The organism is Neobacillus thermocopriae, assembly GCF_010975035.1.
Taxonomy (GTDB): Bacteria; Bacillota; Bacilli; order Bacillales; family Cytobacillaceae; genus Neobacillus; species Neobacillus thermocopriae.
On record NZ_JAAIUV010000002.1, the window covers coordinates 98,020 to 118,683 of the forward strand.

General features: G+C 37.5%; 21 protein-coding genes. 20 read left to right on the forward strand and 1 reads right to left on the reverse strand.

Annotation, left to right across the window (positions count from 1 at the left end; all coding sequences use genetic code 11):
- Positions 1-38 precede the first annotated feature (38 nt).
- The 15 genes from remA (at position 39) to spoVM (ending at position 14,036) form a co-directional block, all read left to right on the forward strand.
- Entirely contained in the window at positions 39-302 is a 264-nt protein-coding gene (remA, locus tag G4Z05_RS01865) for an extracellular matrix/biofilm regulator RemA (RefSeq protein ID WP_038540987.1), read from the forward strand.
- A 12-nt stretch (positions 303-314) separates the two neighbouring features.
- Positions 315-929, forward strand: coding sequence for a guanylate kinase (gene gmk / locus G4Z05_RS01870; protein WP_163250211.1), 615 nt, complete (start codon positions 315-317; stop codon positions 927-929).
- Between the two features lies 1 nt (position 930).
- Complete coding sequence (gene rpoZ, locus G4Z05_RS01875; protein ID WP_163250212.1) at positions 931-1,149, forward strand: DNA-directed RNA polymerase subunit omega; 219 nt, start codon at positions 931-933, stop codon at positions 1,147-1,149.
- A 143-nt stretch (positions 1,150-1,292) separates the two neighbouring features.
- Positions 1,293-2,507: a bifunctional phosphopantothenoylcysteine decarboxylase/phosphopantothenate--cysteine ligase CoaBC gene (gene coaBC / locus G4Z05_RS01880; RefSeq protein WP_163250213.1), complete on the forward strand. Its 1,215-nt coding sequence runs from the start codon at positions 1,293-1,295 to the stop codon at positions 2,505-2,507.
- Positions 2,504-4,918, forward strand: a complete 2,415-nt coding sequence (gene priA, locus G4Z05_RS01885) for a primosomal protein N' (RefSeq protein ID WP_163250214.1) — start codon at positions 2,504-2,506, stop codon at positions 4,916-4,918. Before coaBC ends, priA begins: the two co-directional genes overlap by 4 nt.
- Positions 4,919-4,971: 53 nt before the next feature.
- Positions 4,972-5,454 carry a peptide deformylase gene (def, locus tag G4Z05_RS01890; RefSeq protein WP_163250215.1) on the forward strand — a complete coding sequence of 161 codons (483 nt, stop codon included), beginning with the start codon at positions 4,972-4,974 and terminating at the stop codon, positions 5,452-5,454.
- The gene (gene fmt, locus G4Z05_RS01895) at positions 5,455-6,399 is read left to right on the forward strand and encodes a methionyl-tRNA formyltransferase (protein ID WP_163250216.1); all 945 of its coding nucleotides are present in this window, start codon (positions 5,455-5,457) and stop codon (positions 6,397-6,399) included. It begins immediately after the preceding gene.
- A gap of 1 nt (position 6,400) precedes the next feature.
- Positions 6,401-7,753, forward strand: a complete 1,353-nt coding sequence (gene rsmB, locus G4Z05_RS01900) for a 16S rRNA (cytosine(967)-C(5))-methyltransferase RsmB (protein ID WP_163250217.1) — start codon at positions 6,401-6,403, stop codon at positions 7,751-7,753.
- 15 nt (positions 7,754-7,768) lie between these two features.
- Positions 7,769-8,845: a dual-specificity RNA methyltransferase RlmN gene (gene rlmN, locus G4Z05_RS01905; protein WP_163250330.1), complete on the forward strand. Its 1,077-nt coding sequence runs from the start codon at positions 7,769-7,771 to the stop codon at positions 8,843-8,845.
- Between the two features lie 4 nt (positions 8,846-8,849).
- Positions 8,850-9,605 carry a Stp1/IreP family PP2C-type Ser/Thr phosphatase gene (locus G4Z05_RS01910; RefSeq protein ID WP_163250218.1) on the forward strand — a complete coding sequence of 252 codons (756 nt, stop codon included), beginning with the start codon at positions 8,850-8,852 and terminating at the stop codon, positions 9,603-9,605.
- Positions 9,602-11,575, forward strand: a complete 1,974-nt coding sequence (gene pknB, locus G4Z05_RS01915; protein ID WP_163250219.1) for a Stk1 family PASTA domain-containing Ser/Thr kinase — start codon at positions 9,602-9,604, stop codon at positions 11,573-11,575. The genes G4Z05_RS01910 and pknB overlap by 4 nt, the downstream gene beginning before the upstream one ends.
- Before the next feature lie 35 nt (positions 11,576-11,610).
- Positions 11,611-12,492 carry a ribosome small subunit-dependent GTPase A gene (gene rsgA, locus G4Z05_RS01920; RefSeq protein WP_163250220.1) on the forward strand — a complete coding sequence of 294 codons (882 nt, stop codon included), beginning with the start codon at positions 11,611-11,613 and terminating at the stop codon, positions 12,490-12,492.
- Positions 12,493-12,498: 6 nt separating this feature from the next.
- Positions 12,499-13,143 (forward strand): ribulose-phosphate 3-epimerase, encoded by a 645-nt coding sequence (gene rpe / locus G4Z05_RS01925; RefSeq protein ID WP_163250221.1) that lies wholly within the window; start codon positions 12,499-12,501, stop codon positions 13,141-13,143.
- Between the two features lie 51 nt (positions 13,144-13,194).
- On the forward strand, positions 13,195-13,842 hold the full coding sequence (locus G4Z05_RS01930; protein WP_163250222.1) for a thiamine diphosphokinase: 648 nt from the start codon (positions 13,195-13,197) through the stop codon (positions 13,840-13,842).
- Between the two features lie 110 nt (positions 13,843-13,952).
- Entirely contained in the window at positions 13,953-14,036 is an 84-nt protein-coding gene (gene spoVM / locus G4Z05_RS01935) for a stage V sporulation protein SpoVM (RefSeq protein WP_038541024.1), read from the forward strand.
- A 264-nt stretch (positions 14,037-14,300) separates the two neighbouring features.
- Here spoVM and rpmB read toward each other — a convergent pair whose 3' ends face one another.
- Positions 14,301-14,489 (reverse strand): 50S ribosomal protein L28, encoded by a 189-nt coding sequence (gene rpmB / locus G4Z05_RS01940; protein WP_038541027.1) that lies wholly within the window; start codon positions 14,487-14,489, stop codon positions 14,301-14,303.
- 281 nt (positions 14,490-14,770) lie between these two features.
- On the opposite strand from rpmB, the gene G4Z05_RS01945 reads away from it, so the two are divergent.
- The 5 genes from G4Z05_RS01945 to recG all read left to right on the forward strand — a co-directional run bounded on the left by G4Z05_RS01945 (position 14,771) and on the right by recG (position 20,660).
- A complete protein-coding gene (locus G4Z05_RS01945) occupies positions 14,771-15,133 on the forward strand; it encodes an Asp23/Gls24 family envelope stress response protein (protein WP_163250223.1) in 363 nt (120 codons plus the stop codon).
- A 15-nt stretch (positions 15,134-15,148) separates the two neighbouring features.
- Positions 15,149-16,831 carry a DAK2 domain-containing protein gene (locus G4Z05_RS01950; RefSeq protein WP_163250224.1) on the forward strand — a complete coding sequence of 561 codons (1,683 nt, stop codon included), beginning with the start codon at positions 15,149-15,151 and terminating at the stop codon, positions 16,829-16,831.
- A 209-nt stretch (positions 16,832-17,040) separates the two neighbouring features.
- Positions 17,041-17,703 carry an L-serine ammonia-lyase, iron-sulfur-dependent subunit beta gene (sdaAB, locus tag G4Z05_RS01955; RefSeq protein WP_163250225.1) on the forward strand — a complete coding sequence of 221 codons (663 nt, stop codon included), beginning with the start codon at positions 17,041-17,043 and terminating at the stop codon, positions 17,701-17,703.
- Between the two features lie 27 nt (positions 17,704-17,730).
- Positions 17,731-18,615 carry an L-serine ammonia-lyase, iron-sulfur-dependent, subunit alpha gene (gene sdaAA, locus G4Z05_RS01960; RefSeq protein ID WP_163250226.1) on the forward strand — a complete coding sequence of 295 codons (885 nt, stop codon included), beginning with the start codon at positions 17,731-17,733 and terminating at the stop codon, positions 18,613-18,615.
- Positions 18,612-20,660: an ATP-dependent DNA helicase RecG gene (gene recG / locus G4Z05_RS01965; RefSeq protein ID WP_163250227.1), complete on the forward strand. Its 2,049-nt coding sequence runs from the start codon at positions 18,612-18,614 to the stop codon at positions 20,658-20,660. Before sdaAA ends, recG begins: the two co-directional genes overlap by 4 nt.
- Positions 20,661-20,664: the final 4 nt, after the last annotated feature.

A 20,664-nucleotide genomic window follows, 5' to 3' on the forward strand; every position in this document is an offset into this window, starting at 1 on the left:
ACGGTCAAACTAAACTATTGATGATTGGGTGAATGATCATGGCAATTAAATTAATCAATATTGGGTTTGGGAATATTGTTTCAGCAAATCGAATTATTTCAATTGTAAGCCCTGAATCTGCGCCGATCAAAAGAATCATTCAAGATGCCCGAGACAGGGGATCTTTAATAGATGCTACATATGGAAGGAGAACGCGCGCAGTTATTGTTATGGACAGCGATCATGTAATTTTATCCGCTGTGCAGCCGGAAACAGTCGCCCATCGGTTAACGGGCCGTGAGGAAACAAATGAGGAAGGGTAGGATTTTATCAATATGCAAGAAAAGGGATTGTTAATTGTACTTTCTGGACCATCTGGGGTTGGGAAAGGAACGGTTCGTAAAGCCATTTTTTCACAACCAGATACTTCCTTTGAATACTCCATTTCAGTAACTACCCGTAAACCCCGAGAAGGTGAAGTAGATGGAGTAGATTATTTTTTTAAAACAAGAGAAGAATTTGAAGAAATGATTGAACAGGGGAAATTATTGGAGTATGCTGAGTTTGTTGGAAACTATTATGGGACCCCTGTAGATTATGTTCAGGAAACATTGAATAAAGGTAAAGATGTATTTTTAGAGATTGAAGTAAAGGGTGCACGTCAAGTCCGTGAGAAATTTCCGGAAGGGTTATTTATTTTCCTAATGCCTCCAAGTTTATCCGAATTAAAAAATCGGATTGTTACACGGGGGACTGAAACGGAAGATATTATCCATAATCGATTGCAAACAGCTCGCGAAGAAATTGAAATGATGGAACTTTACGATTATGTTGTTGAGAACGATCAGGTTGAGAATGCCTGCGAACGAATTAAAGCCATTGTAAAAGCAGAGCATTGCCGCAGGGAAAGAGTTGAACATCGATATAAAAAGTTGTTGGAGGTTGAATAAAATGCTATATCCATCTATTGATTCACTGCTTGATAAGATTGATTCAAAATATTCACTTGTCTCAGTTGCCGCAAAGCGTGCCCGTGCCATGTCTGAAGCGGGTGATGAAAGATTACCAAAATATGTTTCTCATAAATATGTAGGTAAAGCACTTGAAGAAATTTATAGTGGAGAACTTACTTACCGTATTGCTAATAAATTAGAAACCCCAGCGGAATAAAACAAGACATGGACAAAAGGTCTGACAAATTGTGTCAGCCTTTTTATTTTTGTACATAAATAATGTCGGAAACAGGTGAAAATTCTAAGTGGTTTTAGCATAATAGAGAAAAGAACTGTATTAAAGATTCGGGGGAAGAAATTATGATGACTGATAAAAAAATATTATTATGTGTAACTGGCGGAATTGCCGTTTATAAAGCAGCTGCCTTAACAAGTAAGCTTGTTCAGGCAGGAGCCAATGTGAAAGTGATAATTAGTGAATCAGCGGCTAAATTTGTTACCCCGTTGACTTTTCAAGCCTTATCCCGAAATGAAGTATATATGGATACTTTTGATGAAAAAAATCCAAAAGTTATTGCCCATATTGACCTTGCAGATTGGGCAGATCTTATTCTCGTTGCTCCAGCAACAGCAAATACAATAGCCAAATTAGCAGGTGGAATTGCCGATAATATGATAACAACGACCTTGCTTGCAACAAAGGCTCCTGTTTGGATTGCCCCAGCCATGAATGTTCATATGTATGATCATCCTGCAGTGAAAAAGAATATATCCATTTTAGCGGAATATGGGTACCAATTTATTGAGCCTAGTGAGGGATATTTGGCATGTGGGTATGTAGGAAAAGGACGATTAGAAGAGCCAGAAAAAATTGTAGAGTTGATCCAGTCTTTCTTTGCAGCGAGTTCAAATAAACGATTAGCAGGAAAAACTGTTTTGGTAACAGCAGGACCTACGAGAGAAAAAATTGACCCAGTCCGGTTTATTTCTAATCATTCGAGCGGAAAAATGGGTTATGCTCTTGCTGCGGAAGCAAAAAAACAAGGGGCAAATGTTATTTTAGTCTCTGGTCCTGTTGGGATCACACCTCCGGTCGGTGTGGATCTTATAAAGGTGGAAAGTGCGGAAGACATGTTTAACGCAGTAATAGAAAATTTTGAATCGTCCGATGTTATCATTAAGACTGCAGCTGTAGCTGATTATCGACCTAAATATGTCTATGACCAAAAGGTTAAAAAACAAGACGGGGATACGATGATTGAACTTGAAAGAACAAAAGATATCTTATTTGAACTTGGAAAAAGAAAGAAAAATCAATTATTAGTTGGATTTGCTGCTGAAACAAATAATGTTGTAGATTATGCTAAGAAAAAACTGATTAAGAAAAATGCCGATATGATTATAGCTAATAATGTGAAGGTTGAAGGTGCTGGATTTGGAACAGATACCAACATTGTTACCATTGTAAAAAAAGACGGTTCTATCACTGAACTGCCACTAATGAGCAAGTCAGAGGTGGCAGAAAAAATTATTGAGGAAGTAAGTTTATTGCTTAAAGGTTTGGAGAACAGATGAAGATTGCCAGTGTAATTGTTGATGTACCTGCAAAACAAACCGATAAAGCATTTGATTATCTAGTTCCAAAACAATGGGAAGATATGATTCAGCCAGGTATGAGAGTCATTGTTCCTTTTGGACCACGAAAGATTCAAGGTTTTGTGATAGAGGTAAAATCCACTACTGAGGTAAAGAAACTAAGAGAATTGGTTGAGCCAATGGATCTTGAGCCAGTACTCAATGACGAATTAATAAAGCTTGGTGATTGGCTAGCTGAAAATACCCTTAGTTTTAAAATTTTTGCCTTCCAAGTAATGCTGCCTGCAGCGTTAAAAGCGAAATATGAGAAAAAAGTAAAAATGGCCGAAGGTGTCTATCTTTCGGACTTGCCATTAAACCTTCATCCGTATTTTAAAAATGGTGGAATGTTAGATTGGGATGACGCAATAAAAAACGGAATTGTACCTCATCTCCAAAGAGAAGCGGCTAAAGGGTTATTAGAAGTTGTTTATCTTGTAAAAGAACGAGTCAAGAAAAAACAAATGAAATATATTATTCCCCTTGTTAGTAAGGAAGACTTATTGGTTGAAATCCAACGTCTTCCTGCTAATGCTCAAAAACAAAAACAAGTACTAGAGTATTTTATCAACCATCCTCATGAGGTTGAGATGAGAAAATTAATTGCAGAATTAAATGTTTCTTTATCTACAATTAAAGCACTTTCCAATAAAAATCTATTAGCAGAAACAGTAAAGGAGATTTATAGGGATCCGTTTAAAGATCATCATTTTGAAAGAAGGGGACCTCTTCCATTAACAAAGGCTCAGGAAAAGGCCATAACCCCTATTTTACATGCCATTCAAACCCGTGAGCATGAAGTATTTTTACTATATGGTGTGACAGGCAGTGGCAAAACAGAAATATACTTACAATCTATTCAAGAAGTCATTAATAACGGAAAAGAGGCTATTGTTTTAGTCCCAGAAATCTCACTTACGCCGCAAATGGTAAACCGATTTAAAGGAAGATTCGGAGAAATGGTTGCTGTATTGCACAGCGGTTTGTCAGCAGGGGAAAAATATGATGAGTGGAGAAAGATCCAACGGAAAGAAGTCAAAGTCGTTGTTGGTGCGAGATCTGCCATATTTGCCCCTTTTGAAAATATTGGAATCATCATCATTGATGAAGAACATGAAACAAGTTATAAGCAAGAGGAAATGCCGCGTTATCATGCTAGGGATGTTGCCATCAAAAGAGCTCAAACCTATAACTGTCCTGTTGTTTTGGGCAGTGCCACCCCATCTTTAGAGTCATTTGCTAGGGCGAAAAAAAAGGTATACCAGTTATTATCCCTGCCAGTTCGTATGAATAATAAAGCATTGCCAACAGTTGAAATTGTTGATATGCGGGAAGAACTACGAGCAGGAAACCGTTCCATGTTTTCTAGAAAGCTTTTTGAGTTATTGAAAGATCGGTTAGAAAAAAAGCAGCAATCAGTATTATTTTTAAATAAACGAGGGCATTCTTCGTTTGTCATGTGTCGGGATTGCGGATATGTAGTCAATTGTCCGAAGTGTGATATATCACTAACGTATCATCGTGCAGGTGTGCAGATGAAGTGTCATTATTGTGGTTATGAAAGTGTTGTGCCAAGGGCTTGCCCTGAATGCAATAGTGAATATATTCGCTTCTTTGGGACAGGGACACAAAAAGTGGAGGAGGAATTAGGAAAAATTCTTCCTGAGGCAAAAGTCATTCGGATGGATGTGGATACAACAAGTAGAAAAGGTTCACATGAAAGATTACTAAAGGAGTTTCAAGACGGAAAAGCTGATATATTATTAGGAACACAGATGATTGCGAAAGGGCTTGATTTTCCAAATATAACATTGGTTGGGGTGCTGTCAGCTGATACAATGCTACATTTGCCCGATTTTCGTTCTTCTGAAAAAACGTTTCAATTGTTGACTCAAGTCAGTGGGCGAGCCGGTCGCCATCAGTTGCCTGGTGAAGTAATTATTCAAACCTATACACCTGAACATTATAGTATCCAATTGGCTGGGCGACAGGATTATACCCAATTCTTTCAACAGGAAATGATGGTGAGAAGGGCACACCATTACCCACCATATTACTTTCTCACTTTAATAACTGTCAGCCATGAACAGCTGTTAACCGCTGTATCGACTACGGAGAAAATAGTGAAATATGTTCGATCTAAGTTATCAAGTGAAGCAGTTATTTTGGGACCATCTGTATCGCCGATCGCAAAGATTAATAATAGATATCGATATCAATGTCTGATAAAATACAAGCGGGAACCGAACCTTACAAAAACGTTAAAAATGATACTAGATCAGTATCAAAAGGAAGCATCAAAAGATGGACTTCTAGTATCCGTGGATGTGAATCCGTTTATCTTAATGTAAATTAGTGAAAAATGAATAGTATATATGTTTTTTTATGAGATGGAGGAACAAAATTGGCTGTTAGAAAAATTGTACATTATCCAGCAGAGATTCTCGAAAAGAAATGTAAAGAAGTGGAAGTTTTTAATAAAAAACTTGCCAGATTACTTGATGATATGTATGACACGATGATAGAACATGATGGAGTAGGCCTTGCAGCCCCTCAAATTGGACTGGATTTAAGAGTGGCGATTGTAGATATTGATGATGAATCAGGCACAATCGAAATGATTAATCCCCAGATTTTAAAACAGTCGGGTGAACAAACAGGACCAGAGGGTTGTCTAAGCTTTCCTGGTTTATATGGGGAAGTCACAAGGCCAAACTATGTGATGATTGAAGCATTTGATCGTAAAGGAAGAAAATATAGATTAGAAGCTGAGGGATTCCTTGCAAGAGCAATTCAGCATGAAATAGATCATTTGGACGGAATTTTATTTACATCAAAGGTTACGAGATACTATGAGGAAGATGAGTTAAAAGGAGAAGAGGAGTAAATGACGAAAATTGTATTTATGGGTACACCTGATTTCTCTGTACCAATTTTAAGACAAATCATTGCTGATGGATATGAAGTAATCGGGGTAGTTACCCAGCCAGATCGCCCTGTAGGGAGAAAAAAAGTTTTAACACCTCCACCGGTTAAAGTGGAAGCCTTGAAGCATGGCATCCCTGTTTATCAACCTGAGAAAATTCGAAATCCAGAGGAACTTAGCAAAATCCTAGAATTAAAGCCGGATTTAATTGTCACTGCTGCATTTGGACAAATTTTACCAAAAGAATTACTAGAAGCACCAAAATATGGATGTATAAATGTTCATGCATCTCTTCTTCCAGAACTTCGAGGTGGTGCACCGATACATTATGCAATTTTACAAGGGAAAAAGAAAACCGGTATTACGATCATGTACATGGTGGAGAAACTAGACGCTGGGGATATGTTAACAAAAGTGGAAGTTCCGATTACCGAAGAGGATACTGTAGGGACACTGCATGATAAGCTAAGTATTGCTGGGGCAAAACTTCTATCAGAAACATTGCCTTTATTAATAGAAGGGAAACTTTCAGCAACTCCGCAAAATGATTTGGAAGCTACCTTTGCCCCTAATATTAAGCGCGAACAGGAAAAAATCAATTGGTCCAAAACCGGTACAGAAATTTATAACCAAATTCGCGGATTAAATCCATGGCCAGTTGCATTTACAACCTTGAATGGCCAAGTAATCAAAATTTGGAAGGCTGAAAAAGTCAAAGTTTCCAAATCTCATGAACCTGGATCGATCATTAATATTGAACATGATGGGATAACAGTTAGTAGTGGAGATGAAGTAGCCATCAAAATTTTAGAACTCCAGCCTTCTGGTAAAACCAAAATGAGTAGTGAACAATTCTTAAGAGGAGCAGGCTCAAAATTATCAATAGGAATGAAACTAGGAGACTAACATGACTACAACAAAAGCAAAAAATGTACGTGAAACCGCATTAGAACTCCTGATTACAATTGAAAAAAATCAATCCTACAGTAATTTGCTGTTAAATCATGCCATTAAGAAAAACGAAATACCACAAAAAGATGTGGGATTATTAACAGAATTAATTTATGGAACATTACAGCGTAGAAAGGCTTTAGACTTTTATTTAAAGCCTTTTCTCAAAAATAGCAAAAAAATTGAAAAGTGGGTTCTCTACTTACTTAGGCTGACACTTTATCAAATGGTTTACCTTGATAAAATACCTGACAGAGCAGCAATTCATGAAGCGGTAGAAATTGCAAAAAAACGCGGACATAAGGGGATTGCAGGTTTAGTAAATGGGGTATTAAGAAATCTGCAACGCAATGGTCTACCATCTTTGGAACAGGTGAGGGACCCTATTGAAAAACTAGCTATTGAAACGAGTCATCCGGAATGGTTAGTAAAAAGATGGGTCGAGCAATTTGGGTTTGAAAAAACAAAAGCCATGTGTGAGGTCAATCTAACTGCTCCTCTACAAACAGCAAGAGTCAATTTAACAAAAATTTCACGCGACGAATGCGTGACACTTCTTGAAAAGGAAGGTTTCCAAATTGAAAAAAGTCCTGTTATTCCTGAGGCAATTAAGGTTTTAAAAGGAAATTTAGCGTTTTCTAAAGCATTTAAGGAAGGACTTTTAACGATACAGGACGAAAGCTCTATGTTGGTGGCCCATGCTCTTGGCATTGAACAAAACGAATTGATTTTAGATGCTTGTGCAGCCCCTGGAGGTAAAACAACCCATATTGCTGAAATACTTAACGATACTGGGGAAGTTATATCTCTTGATCTCCATGAACACAAAGTAAAATTAATCAATGAAAATGCCTCACGTTTAGGACTGAGTAATGTAAAACCAATGGTAATGGACTCTAGACAGGCAGTTTGTCATTTTAAAAAGGAATCTTTTGATAAAGTGTTGCTTGATGCTCCATGTTCAGGACTTGGCGTGATGAGAAGAAAACCGGATATGAAGTATACCAAGAAGGAACAAGATGTGTATCAGTTAAGTCAAATTCAGCAGGATCTTTTAAGTGCTGTAGCGCCTCTTGTTAAAAAAGGAGGTACGCTTGTCTACAGCACATGTACAGTAGATAAAGAGGAAAATGAACAAAATGTACGGCGATTTTTACAGGACCATCCAGAATTTGAAGGGTATTACTCTTTTATAAAGCGGATGCCTGAAGCAGTACAGCCACTTATTAATGGATTTGATTTGCAAATCTTCCCTCAGGACTTTGGCTCAGACGGATTTTATATAGCAGTATTAAAAAGGAAGGTGTAAAGTTTGGAACAATCAATGACAACCGGGACGAATACAGCATTGGAAAAAAAGAAGTCTATTTACTCTCTTGAATTACACGAATTAAAAGAGTGGCTTAAAGAACAAGGAGAAAAGCCATTTCGCGCTGATCAAATCTTTGACTGGCTTTATAAAAAAAGAGTAGGCTCATTTGAAGAAATGAGCAATTTATCCAAAAGCTTGAGAGAGAAGCTTACGGCTCAATTTCAAATTACTACATTGAATACGGTGGTTCAGCAATCATCTTCTGATGGCACGATAAAATTCTTGTTTGAGCTACAAGATGGTTATTCCATTGAAACGGTTCTTATGCGTCATGATTATGGAAATTCTGTATGTGTTACAACACAGGTTGGCTGCCGGATTGGATGTACATTTTGTGCCTCAACACTTGGAGGATTAAAACGTCATTTGGAGGCCGGGGAAATCGTGGCCCAAGTTGTAAAAGTCCAAAAGGCGCTGGATGAAACAAATGAGCGGGTAAGTTCAGTAGTCATCATGGGAATTGGTGAACCTTTTGATAATTATGATAACATGCTTTCGTTTTTAAAAATTATTAATCATGATAAAGGACTTAATATTGGCGCTCGTCATATTACAGTTTCTACAAGTGGTATTATTCCAAAAATTTATCAATTTGCTGACGAAAATATGCAAATTAATTTTGCAATTTCCTTACATGCACCGAATACAGAACTTAGAACTAGATTAATGCCAATTAATAAAGCATATAAACTAGATGACTTAATGAAAGCTGTAAGGTATTATATCGATAAGACTGGACGTCGTGTTAGCTTTGAATATGGACTCTTTGGTGGCGTTAATGATTCAGTAGCACATGCGGAGGAATTAGCAGATCTAATCAAGGGGCTAAAATGCCATGTGAATCTTATTCCGGTTAATTATGTACCAGAAAGGGATTATGTACGAACGCCAAGAGATCAAATTTTTGCTTTTGAAAAGACACTTAAGAAACGCGGGATTAATGTAACTATTCGCCGTGAGCACGGTCATGATATCGATGCAGCTTGTGGACAGCTTCGTGCAAAGGAGCGAAAAGAGGAGACGATGTAATAGTATGAAAGCGGTATATCAAACAGACCGAGGGAAAGTTCGCGCTCATAATGAAGATGCAGGGGGCTTCTTTCTAAATCAAGATGGAAGCCTATTGGCTGTTGTTGCAGATGGAATGGGTGGACATCGTGCAGGAGATGTCGCCAGTGAAATGAGTGTTTCTAAGTTAAAAATAGAATGGGAAGCCTCAACTGGTATCAAGACGGCCGATGATGCTGAAAAATGGTTAAAAGCTCAAGTAACGGCAGTAAATGAACTTTTGTTTGAACATTCGAAATCACATGTGGAATGTGAAGGCATGGGAACGACACTTGTCGCAGCCATTACAACCAATCATTTTGCAACGATCGTGAATATCGGTGACAGTCGCGGGTATTTACTAAATGAATCAGGGTTCAAACAAATCACGGAAGATCATTCCTTAGTCAATGAATTAGTTCGAAGTGGGCAAATTTCTAGAGAGGACGCAGAAAATCATCCAAGAAAAAATGTATTACTCCGTGCTTTAGGAACGGAAAAAACAGTGGAAATGGATATTAAAACCGTTATTTTTGAAGAAGGAGATATCCTATTATTATGTTCAGACGGACTTTCTAATAAAGTTCCTGAAGAAGAGTTGAAAGAGATTTTATTAAAAGAAGAGGGGCTTGAACAAAGGGCAGAGACATTGATCTCACTTGCAAATGAAAATGGGGGAGAAGATAACATTACTTTGACTATTGTAGAGTTTTCTAAGCCCAGTGAGGGTGGTAATGAATGATGATTGGAAAAAGATTAAGTGGCCGCTATAAAATAATAGATATGATTGGCGGCGGTGGGATGGCCAATGTCTACTTAGCCCATGATATGATTCTTGATCGTGATGTGGCTGTCAAAATGCTGCGCATGGACTTTGCTAATGATGAAGAATTTATTAGAAGGTTTCGAAGAGAGGCACAGTCAGCAACAAGTCTTGCCCACCCTAATATCGTTAATATTTATGATGTTGGTGAAGAAAACGATCTTTACTATATTGTCATGGAATATGTTGATGGACAAACATTGAAACAATACATACAACAAAATTCACCTCTCAGGGTGGAAAAGGCACTTGAGATCATGAAGGAGCTTGCCTCCGCCATTTCCCATGCTCATCAAAATCATATTATCCACCGTGATATAAAACCGCAGAACATTCTCATTGATCATAATGGGAATGTAAAAATTACTGATTTTGGTATAGCCATGGCTTTAAGTGCAACAACCATTACTCAAACAAATTCCGTTTTAGGTTCCGTTCATTACCTATCTCCGGAGCAGGCCAGAGGAGGTATGGCTACCCGAAAATCGGATATTTATTCACTTGGTATTGTGATGTTTGAGTTACTAACCGGTAGGCTTCCATTTTCAGGTGAATCTGCGGTATCTATCGCGCTAAAACATCTTCAATCGGAAACACCTTCTGTTAGAAGATGGAATCCCAATATACCACAGAGTGTAGAAAACATCGTTTTAAAAGCAACAGCAAAAGATCCATTCCATCGCTACAATAGCGTAGAAGAAATGGAAGAAGATTTATCAACAGCTCTTGACCCAGAGAGAATCAATGAACCAAAGTTCGTGATTCCAGTAGATGATGAAGCAACAAAGGCTATACCGGTTATTACAGATGACAAACCATTACAAAATCTTGATCAAACCATTGTACACACTAGTGAAAAAATTAGTGAAGTACCTGAAAATAATGAGAAAAAAGAAAAGAATATCAAGAAAAAAAGGAAAAAATGGCCCATTGTTTTGGCATCTATATTTTTAATTGTGCTAATAGGTCTCTCTGCACTGTTATTACCTGAATTTTTCTCAGCAAAAGAAATTAAAATTCCTGATGTTTCAGGGATGAATGAAGGAGACGCGGTTTCAAAGTTAAAACTTGAAGGTCTAAACATTGGTAAAAAAATAGAAATAAACGATGAGAATATTGATAAAGGCCTGGTTATTAAAACCGATCCTAAAGCCGGTACAACTGTGAAGGAAAATGCGAAGATTACCCTTTATATTAGTTTAGGAAAAGAAGAATTCGAACTATCCGATTATACAGGGCAACAATATGAGGAGGTACTTCGTATATTAGAAAAGGAAAACTTCAAGAATATAGAAGTTACGGAGAAACATGATGAGAGTGCGCCTGGAACGATATTAAGCCAAAGTCCTTCCCCAGGGGAAAAGGTAATTCCGGAAGAAACGGTTTTAGAATTTGAGGTTAGTAAAGGGCCGGAAAAAATTATTCTTAGAGACTTAACTCAATACAATTTAAAGGGTGCTCAAGACTATGCTTTTTCGGAGGGATTGGAATTATCTGTATCGCAAGAGGTATTTCATGATACCATCCCACAAGGCATGATTATTTCTCAATCGCCTGAACCGGGAACAGAGCTCAATAAGGGTGACAAAGTAACAGTTGTAATATCAAAGGGAAAAGAAGAAAAACCACCTAAAGAAATTACGAAAGAAATAACAATTGATTACGAGCCACCTGTACCTGGTGAACCGGGACAACAGCAAGAGGTTATTATTTATATCGACGATTTGAATCACAGTATGACAGAACCGGCAGAAACGTTTGTTATAACAGAAACAACAAGAAAACAAATTAAGCTGATAATTCCTTATGGAAAGAAAGCCGGATACAAGGTGATTAGAGATTCCAAAGTAATTGCTGAAGAAGTCATTAATTATGATGATACGGAGTAAACCTTTGTGCGAAATAAAACTCAAGGAGGGTTGCTATGCCTGAAGGGAAAATTGTTAAAGCATTAAGTGGTTTTTATTATGTACTTCATAATGATCAATTAATCCAATGTCGTGGTAGAGGAGTGTTTAGAAAAAATAAAATTACACCACTTGTTGGGGATGAGGTAGTGTTTCAAGCAGAAAATGAACAGGAGGGCTATATATTAGAAATAAAGGATCGGAAAAATGAACTTGTTCGTCCTCCTATTGCTAATGTCGATCAAGCAATTCTCGTGTTTTCGGCAGTAAAACCTGATTTTAGTACAGCCCTATTAGACCGCTTTCTTGTTTTAGTTGAATTTAACCATATCGAACCCATTATTTGCATTTCCAAAATGGACTTAGCAAATGAAGAACAAATGGAAATGATAATGAAGTATGCTGAACAATATCGCACAGCAGGATATAAAGTTATGTTAACCTCTTCTGAAACAGAAACAGGGATTGAACAGTTAATTCCACTTTTAGAAAATAAAATTTCTGTTTTTGCAGGACAGTCAGGTGTGGGTAAATCTTCATTACTGAATGTCCTACGACCTGATCTTGATTTAAAAACAAATGATATTTCCTCTCATTTGGGCAGAGGAAAGCACACTACAAGGCATGTGGAATTAATTTCTATCGGAAATGGATTAGTAGCAGATACACCGGGCTTTAGTTCATTAGATTTTATCAATATAAATGCGGAGGATTTAACTGCTTGTTTTCCGGAATTGTTAAAGGCAAGTGAAAATTGTAAATTCCGTGGCTGTCTTCATATACATGAACCAAAATGCGGAGTAAAACAAGGGGTGGAGTCAGGCGTGATTCCCTCCTATCGTTATGAACATTATGTGAATTTCCTGCAGGAAATTAAAGATAGAAAGCCGAGGTATTAAACAATTATGGTTAAAATTGCACCATCTATACTATCAGCTGATTTTTCAAAATTAGGGGAAGAAATTTTAGCAGTTGAAAAAGTAGGGGCGGATTATATCCATGTGGACGTGATGGATGGACATTTTGTGCCAAATATAACGATTGGCCCTTTAATTGTTGAGTCCATTCGCCCCATTACAAAACTACCTTTAGATGTTCATTTAATGATTGAAAATCCAGACCAATATATTGAAGCTTTTGCGAAAGCAGGAGCGGATTATATTACTGTTCATGTAGAAGCATGTCGCCATCTTCATCGAACGATTCAAATAATAAAATCATTTGGTGTCAAAGCAGGGGTAGTATTAAACCCAGCAACCCCGGTGGAATCCATTCAGCATATCATTGGGGAAGTCGATATGGTTCTCTTAATGACCGTAAATCCTGGTTTTGGAGGACAGAAATTTATCCCTGAAGTTCTTCCGAAAATTAAGAAGGTGAAAGAATTAGCAGAGAGTAAAGGTATAACAATTGAAATCGAAGTGGATGGCGGTGTAAATCCTGAGACGGCAAAACAATGTATCGAAGCAGGTGCTACTGTTTTAGTTGCTGGTTCAGCGATTTACAATCAAGAGGATTATCATAAGGCCATTTCATTAATTAGAGGATAATTAGCTGGGGTAATGACCCGGCTTTTTGCCTATAAAGAAGGAGTTTTACATATGATCATTCATATTCTTGCAGGGGGACCTAAGGACCTTTTACCTGATTTAAGTGAATATACCGCTCAGAATGTTGTTTGGGTTGGTGTTGACCGAGGAGTATTTAACTTATTACAAAATAATATAAAACCTGTCATCGCATTTGGAGATTTTGATTCTATTACAAAGGAAGAAATGGCATTTATTGAGCGTATGGGAACAGAAATAAAACGGTATAAACCCGAAAAAGATGAGACAGACATGGAACTTGCCCTAAATTGGGCACTAGCTCAAAATCCAAAAATGATTAGAATCTTTGGTGCAACTGGGGGAAGACTTGATCATCTTTTAGCCAATATTCAACTGCTCGTACCACCTCTAAAAGAAAACAAAGAAATTGAAATTAATTTAATCGATCGCCACAATATTGTATTTGTAAAAGGACCGGGAAAATATAAGATTCATAAATTAAAAGAGAAAAAATACGTATCATTTGTTCCTCTTACACTTTCTGTCTCAAATCTCACGCTTAAGGGCTTTAAATATCCTTTAGAAAATCGGCATATTCCACTAGGATCCACACTATGTATAAGTAATGAACTTATTAGTGATCATGGTACTTTTTCATTTTCTGATGGCATATTAATAGTGATAAGAAGTGATGATTAATTGGACTTTCTAATTGGTACTGATTTCGTTTCCTCGAATATTATGGTAAGGGCTAGAAATTCGTTTGAATGAATAAGATTAGAGATGTGAGATTTGTGAGGAGGGACAGTATGAAATTTTATACGATTAAACTGCCAAAGTTTTTAGGCGGAATTGTCCGTGCGATGATTGGTGTGTTTAAGAAGAACGAATAAATAGTAAATGTTCTAAAATGCTCCTATTTATCTCATAAGTTAAGAGCAATTAATAAAAAACACAATCCTTCTTGTGAAGACAGTTAGGAAAAAGCCTATAATGTCTCATAGGAGGGATTTTTTTATGACAAAAAATCGTTCTCATATAAAATATCGATTCAAATGAATATAAATTAATGTTCTAAAAAAGAATAATGGTCAGGAACCATTTGATTAAGAAAGTTAGAGAAAAAAAAGAGCACCACTAATGGATGCTCTAATTTTTTACACGCGTTCAACTTTACCAGATTTTAAAGCTCTTGCTGAAACCCATACACGCTTTGGTTTTCCATCAACAAGAATACGTACTTTTTGTAGGTTAGCACCCCATGTACGCTTATTTGCGTTCATAGCGTGAGAACGTGCGTTACCAGTGGAAGTTTTCTTTCCAGTTATAACACATTTACGTGGCATAATGATTTCCCTCCTTAACTATCAAAAGCTATACCAATCTTTACAATTTTTTCATTTGATTATAGAAAAATGGCATAGCCAAATTTTCTAGTCTTAAGATACTTTAATAATTTATCACACAACTTATATGATTGCAATAGTTGTGTTTCAAGAAAAAATCCTTGACATCAATAGTATATAAATGCTCTTATAGTAAAGGCAAGTATGACTTCCTTTATTTGAATTGCTATAGTAAAATTGAGTGTAGTCAAGGAGCAATCAAATAACAGGGGGAACGACTCATGTCCATCGAATTACAAACCAAGTACGGTCAAATTGATATTTCAAATGAAGTAATCGCCACCATAGCTGGAGGTGCAGCGGTCGAATGTTATGGGATTGTCGGCATGGCCTCTAAGAATCAAATCAAAGATGGAATCACTGAAATCCTAAGAAAAGAAAATTTTACCCGTGGAGTTATCGTCCGCCAGGAAAATGAAGCAATACATATTGATATGTACATTATTGTCAGCTATGGAACGAAAATTTCCGAAATTGCCCACAACGTGCAATCGAAAGTAAAATACACCCTTGATAAAACAGTCGGACTTGCCGTTGATTCGGTTAATATTTACGTTCAGGGAGTTCGTGTAACGACCCCGTAGTGAGGAGGAAAGTTTGTGTCAATTACAGCTTTAGATGGAAAACGTTTTGCCGAGATGGTCATCCAAGGTGCCAATCATTTGGCAGCAAATGCAAAGATGGTTGATGCGCTAAACGTTTTTCCGGTACCGGATGGTGATACTGGAACAAATATGAACTTATCCATGACTTCCGGGGCAAAAGAAGTAAAAAAGAATGTTCAAGAACATATAGGAAAAGTGGGGGTTTCCCTTTCTAAAGGCTTGTTAATGGGAGCGCGCGGAAATTCCGGTGTCATCCTTTCACAATTGTTCCGTGGATTTTCAAAATCTATTGAAAGCAAAGGGAAAGTGGATGCCAAAGAATTTGCGGCTGCACTTGAAGCGGGAGTAGAAACAGCATATAAAGCCGTTATGAAACCAGTAGAGGGAACCATCTTAACAGTTGCAAAAGACGCAGCGAAAAGAGGTGTTCAAGTAGCAAACCAAACAAATGATATTGTTTTGGTTATGGAAGAAGTATTAAAGGAAGCAAAAGCTTCATTAAACAGGACACCAGAATTACTCCCTGTATTAAAGGAAGTCGGAGTTGTTGATAGTGGAGGCCAAGGACTTGTTTGTGTTTACGAAGGTTTTCTTGCTGAACTAAAAGGCGAAAAACTACCAGATTCACCAGATACTCTCCCTTCGATGGATGAATTAGTAAGTGCGGAGCATCATAAAAGTGCACAAAGTCATATGAATACAGAGGATATTGTCTTTGGTTATTGCACGGAATTTATGGTGAAGTTCGAAGAAGATAAATTGAAAAAGTATCCGTTTAATGAAAAAGAATTTCGTAATGACTTAAGTCAATTTGGAGACTCTTTATTGGTTATTTCGGATGATGATGTTGTAAAGGTACATATTCATTCAGAACAACCTGGAGAGGTTTTGACCTACGGACAACGCTATGGTAGCTTAATTAATATTAAAATTGAAAATATGCGACAGCAGCATACCAATATTGTGGGTGAAACCAAAACGCCTTTAGTGACAGATCATTCTAGAACATCCAGTGAGAAACAGGAATATGGGATTGTGACTGTTTCAATGGGTTCAGGGATAGCTGAATTATTTAAAAGTATCGGCGCCCATGAAGTCATTGAAGGTGGACAAACGATGAATCCAAGTACCGAGGACATAGTCAATGCGATAAAAAAAGTCAATGCGAAGAAAGTGTTTATTTTACCAAATAATAAAAATATCATTATGGCGGCTGAGCAGGCAGCAGAAGTATCCGAAGATGAAGTTTATGTAATACCGTCAAAATCAGTACCACAAGGACTTTCTGCCCTACTTGCATTCAATCCTTCTACTGATGTTCAGTCAAATGAAGCAGCAATGAGGGATGCATTAAGTCATGTAAAAACAGGACAAGTTACCTTTGCCGTTCGTGACACACAAATTGATGGACTTGAAATTGAAAAAGATGATTTCATGGGTATTGCAGAAGGAAAAATTGTGGTAAAAAACAAAGATAAAGGAAAAGTAGCTGAAGAACTTCTTACGAAATTATTGGATGAAGAATCTGAAATCCTGACAATTCTATATGGTGAAGATGTTTCTTGGGAAGAAGTTACCAAATTAACTGAATTTGTTGAAGAAAAATATGCCGATGTTGAAATTGAAGTTCATAGTGGAAATCAACCAATATATTCTTATATCTTTTCAATTGAATAGGGAACGGCTAAAATAGAAGGGGAGTCTTCGGACATCCCTTCTTTTTTCGTGTTCCTTTTTCACATAAGAAGGCGCAACAAAAAAATATCACGACGTGATCGACATGATAGGCTGATGAGTTGGGTGTATGCGCTTTTATGGGACAATGGAACATACAAAATAGTATACTGTAAGTAAACAATAGAAATCCGGCAAAGGGAGAGATTGCTTTGAAATATAGAAGTGTATTCGATATTATAGGTCCTGTCATGATCGGCCCATCTAGTTCTCATACTGCAGGGGCTGCAAGAATTGGCCGTGTAGCAAGAAGTTTATTTGGAAGAGAGCCGAAATGGGCCAATATCTCATTTTATGGTTCTTTTGCTCAAACTTATAAAGGACATGGGACAGATGTTGCAATTGTAGGGGGACTACTTGATTTTGATACGGATGACGAAAGAATCATTCATGCCATTGAAATAGCGAAAGAACGCGGAATTAAAATCCGTTTTATTGAAGAGGATGCCGTTCCAGACCATCCGAATACAGCAAGAATCATTATTGGAGATCATAATGGAGAACTTGAATTAGTAGGTATTTCGATTGGCGGAGGCAAAATTGAAATAACCGAACTCAATGGATTTGAATTAAAGCTATCAGGTAATCATCCTGCTATTCTCGTTGTTCATAATGACCGCTTTGGTGCTATTGCAAGTGTCGCTAATACTCTTGCCAAATATGAAATTAATATCGGTCATATGGAAGTTTCTCGTAAGGAGAAAGGGAAAATGGCTCTTATGACCATCGAAGTAGACCAGAATATTGATGATAATATTATTAAGGAACTAGAAGAACTACCGAATATACTAAAAGTAACAAAGATAGTCGATTAAACATCAAAGAAAAAGGAGATTAACAACATGTTTCGCAATGTAGCTGAACTAGTGGAGCTGGCAAATAGCCAAAATAAGAAAATCTCGGAAATCATGATCGAGCAGGAAGTTTCTGTTACAGGCCGGTCAAGGGAAGAAATCATAAATCAGATGGATCGAAACTTAAAAGTGATGGAAGATGCGGTTGAACGAGGTATCAAAGGAGTAACTTCCCATTCAGGTCTAACAGGCGGAGATGCTGTTCTATTGCAAAAGTATATTGAAAAAGGTAATTTTTTATCGGGTGAAACTATTCTTGATGCAGTAAGTAAAGCGGTTGCAACAAACGAAGTAAATGCAGCCATGGGTACTATTTGTGCAACACCAACTGCGGGGTCCGCTGGTGTCGTACCTGGGACCTTATTTGCTGTAAAGAATAAGCTTAATCCTACTAGGGAACAAATGATTTCGTTCTTATTTACTGCCGGTGCATTTGGATTTGTAGTAGCCAATAATGCTTCAATCTCAGGGGCTGCTGGAGGTTGTCAAGCAGAGGTAGGATCAGCGGCAGGAATGGCGGCAGCAGCCATTGTTGAAATGGCTGGAGGTACGCCAGAGCAATGTGCTGAAGCGATGGCTATTACGTTGAAAAATATGCTTGGTCTAGTCTGCGACCCAGTTGCAGGGCTGGTTGAAGTGCCTTGTGTAAAAAGGAATGCGATGGGAGCTGCAAATGCTATGGTTGCAGCAGATATGGCCTTGGCAGGAATAAAAAGTCGTATACCATGTGATGAAGTCATTGATGCCATGTTTAAAATAGGACAATCAATGCCAACTGCATTAAAAGAAACAGCGCAAGGAGGACTAGCGGCCACACCGACAGGTCGGGAACTCGAAGCGAAGATCTTTGGGATGCCGCTAAACGAAAAGTGAGTTTAGAATTAAGCCAACCAGTAACGATATTGAAAGGTATTGGGAAAGAGACAGCTGAGATTTTATCAGAGATGAAAATTTTTACGATTGGGGATTTATTGGAGTATTTTCCCTATCGTTATGAGGATTACCGTTTACGTGATTTAACTGAGGTTAAACATGAAGAAAAAGTAACCGTGGAGGGGAAGGTTCACAGTGAGCCTTCTCTTGCCTATTATGGACGAAAAAAATCTAAGCTGACTATTCGTTTATTAGTTGGAAATTATTTGATTAAAGTAGTTTTTTTTAACCAGCCCTATTTAAAAAATAAAATACACATGAATAATACAATTACCGTAACAGGGAAATGGGATGCACATAGGCAAACAATCACGGCTAGTGAATGTCAGATTGGTTCGAACACGAAACAAGATGTTTTTGAGCCGGTATATTCAATAAGAGGTAAATTAACGAGTAGAGGTATGAGAAAATTTATACATCTAGCGATCCAACAATATAGTCATTTTATTGAAGAATCACTGCCCGCCTCTCTCCTACAAAAATATCGATTATTGAATAGAGCTGATGCGATAAAATTGATGCATTTTCCAAAAAGTCAAGAAGAGGTAAAACAGGCCAGAAGGCGTTTGGTTTATGAGGAATTTCTTTTGTTCCAATTAAAAATGCAAGCATTAAGAAAGTTTGAAAGGGAACATTCACCTGGTATTGTCCAAAATTATGACTTGAAAAAATTAAAAAATTTTATCGACCAACTTCCTTTCCCATTGACAAATGCACAAAACCGAGTAGTGAATGAAGTGCTAACCGACTTAAAATCCCCATACAGGATGAACCGTTTACTTCAAGGAGATGTTGGATCAGGAAAGACGGTTGTTGCAGCCATCGCATTATATGCAACGGTAACCGCTGGATACCAAGGTGCATTAATGGTACCTACTGAAATTTTGGCTGAACAGCATGCTAAATCACTAAACTCTCTCTTAAAACCATTTGGAGTCAGATGTGAGTTACTCACAAGCTCTGTTAAAGTTAAGCGGAGAAAAGAAATCCTTCATGAATTGGAAGAAGGATTCATTCAAATTATTATTGGTACCCATGCATTAATTCAAGAAGAGGTCTCTTTCAAAAAGTTAGGTCTATGTATTACGGATGAACAGCACCGTTTCGGAGTAGAGCAAAGGAGAATTTTACGGGAAAAAGGAGAAAATCCTGACGTATTATTTATGACTGCTACACCAATACCGCGCACCTTGGCGATTACCGTTTTTGGAGAAATGGATGTTTCAATTATCGACGAAATGCCAGCTGGTAGAAAAAGGGTTGAAACTTACTGGGCTAAACCGGAAATGTTGGAAAGGGTTTTGGCATTTGTTGAAAAAGAATTGCAAAAGGGTCATCAAGCATATATTATCTGTCCGCTAATTGAGGAATCAGAAAAACTTGATGTTCAAAATGCCATTGATGTACATACATCTTTAACCTATTATTTTGCTAACCGATTTCAAGTTGGTCTTTTACATGGAAGATTAAACCCTGAGGAAAAAGAATCAGTAATGAAGGCATTTAGTGAAAACAAAATTCAAGTACTTGTATCAACTACTGTGGTTGAAGTGGGAGTAAACGTTCCAAATGCAACAGTCATGGTTATTTATGACGCTGAGAGATTTGGTTTATCTCAGCTTCACCAACTGCGCGGACGTGTAGGCCGGGGGAGTGAACAGTCATACTGTATTTTGCTTGCTAATCCTAAATCGGAAACAGGTCAAGAAAGAATGAGAATTATGACAGAAACCAATGATGGTTTTGTTTTAAGTGAAAAGGATTTGGAACTAAGAGGACCTGGTGACTTTTTTGGTAAAAAACAAAGTGGAATTCCAGAATTTAAGGTTGCCGACATGGTGCATGATTATCGTGCCTTAGAAACGGCAAGAAGTGATGCGGCCAAACTTATCCAATCTGAAGCATTCTGGACATCTCCTGAGTATGTCTATATAAGAAAACAACTTGAACAATCTGGTGTTCTTGAAGGCGAGAAACTAGATTAAGGAA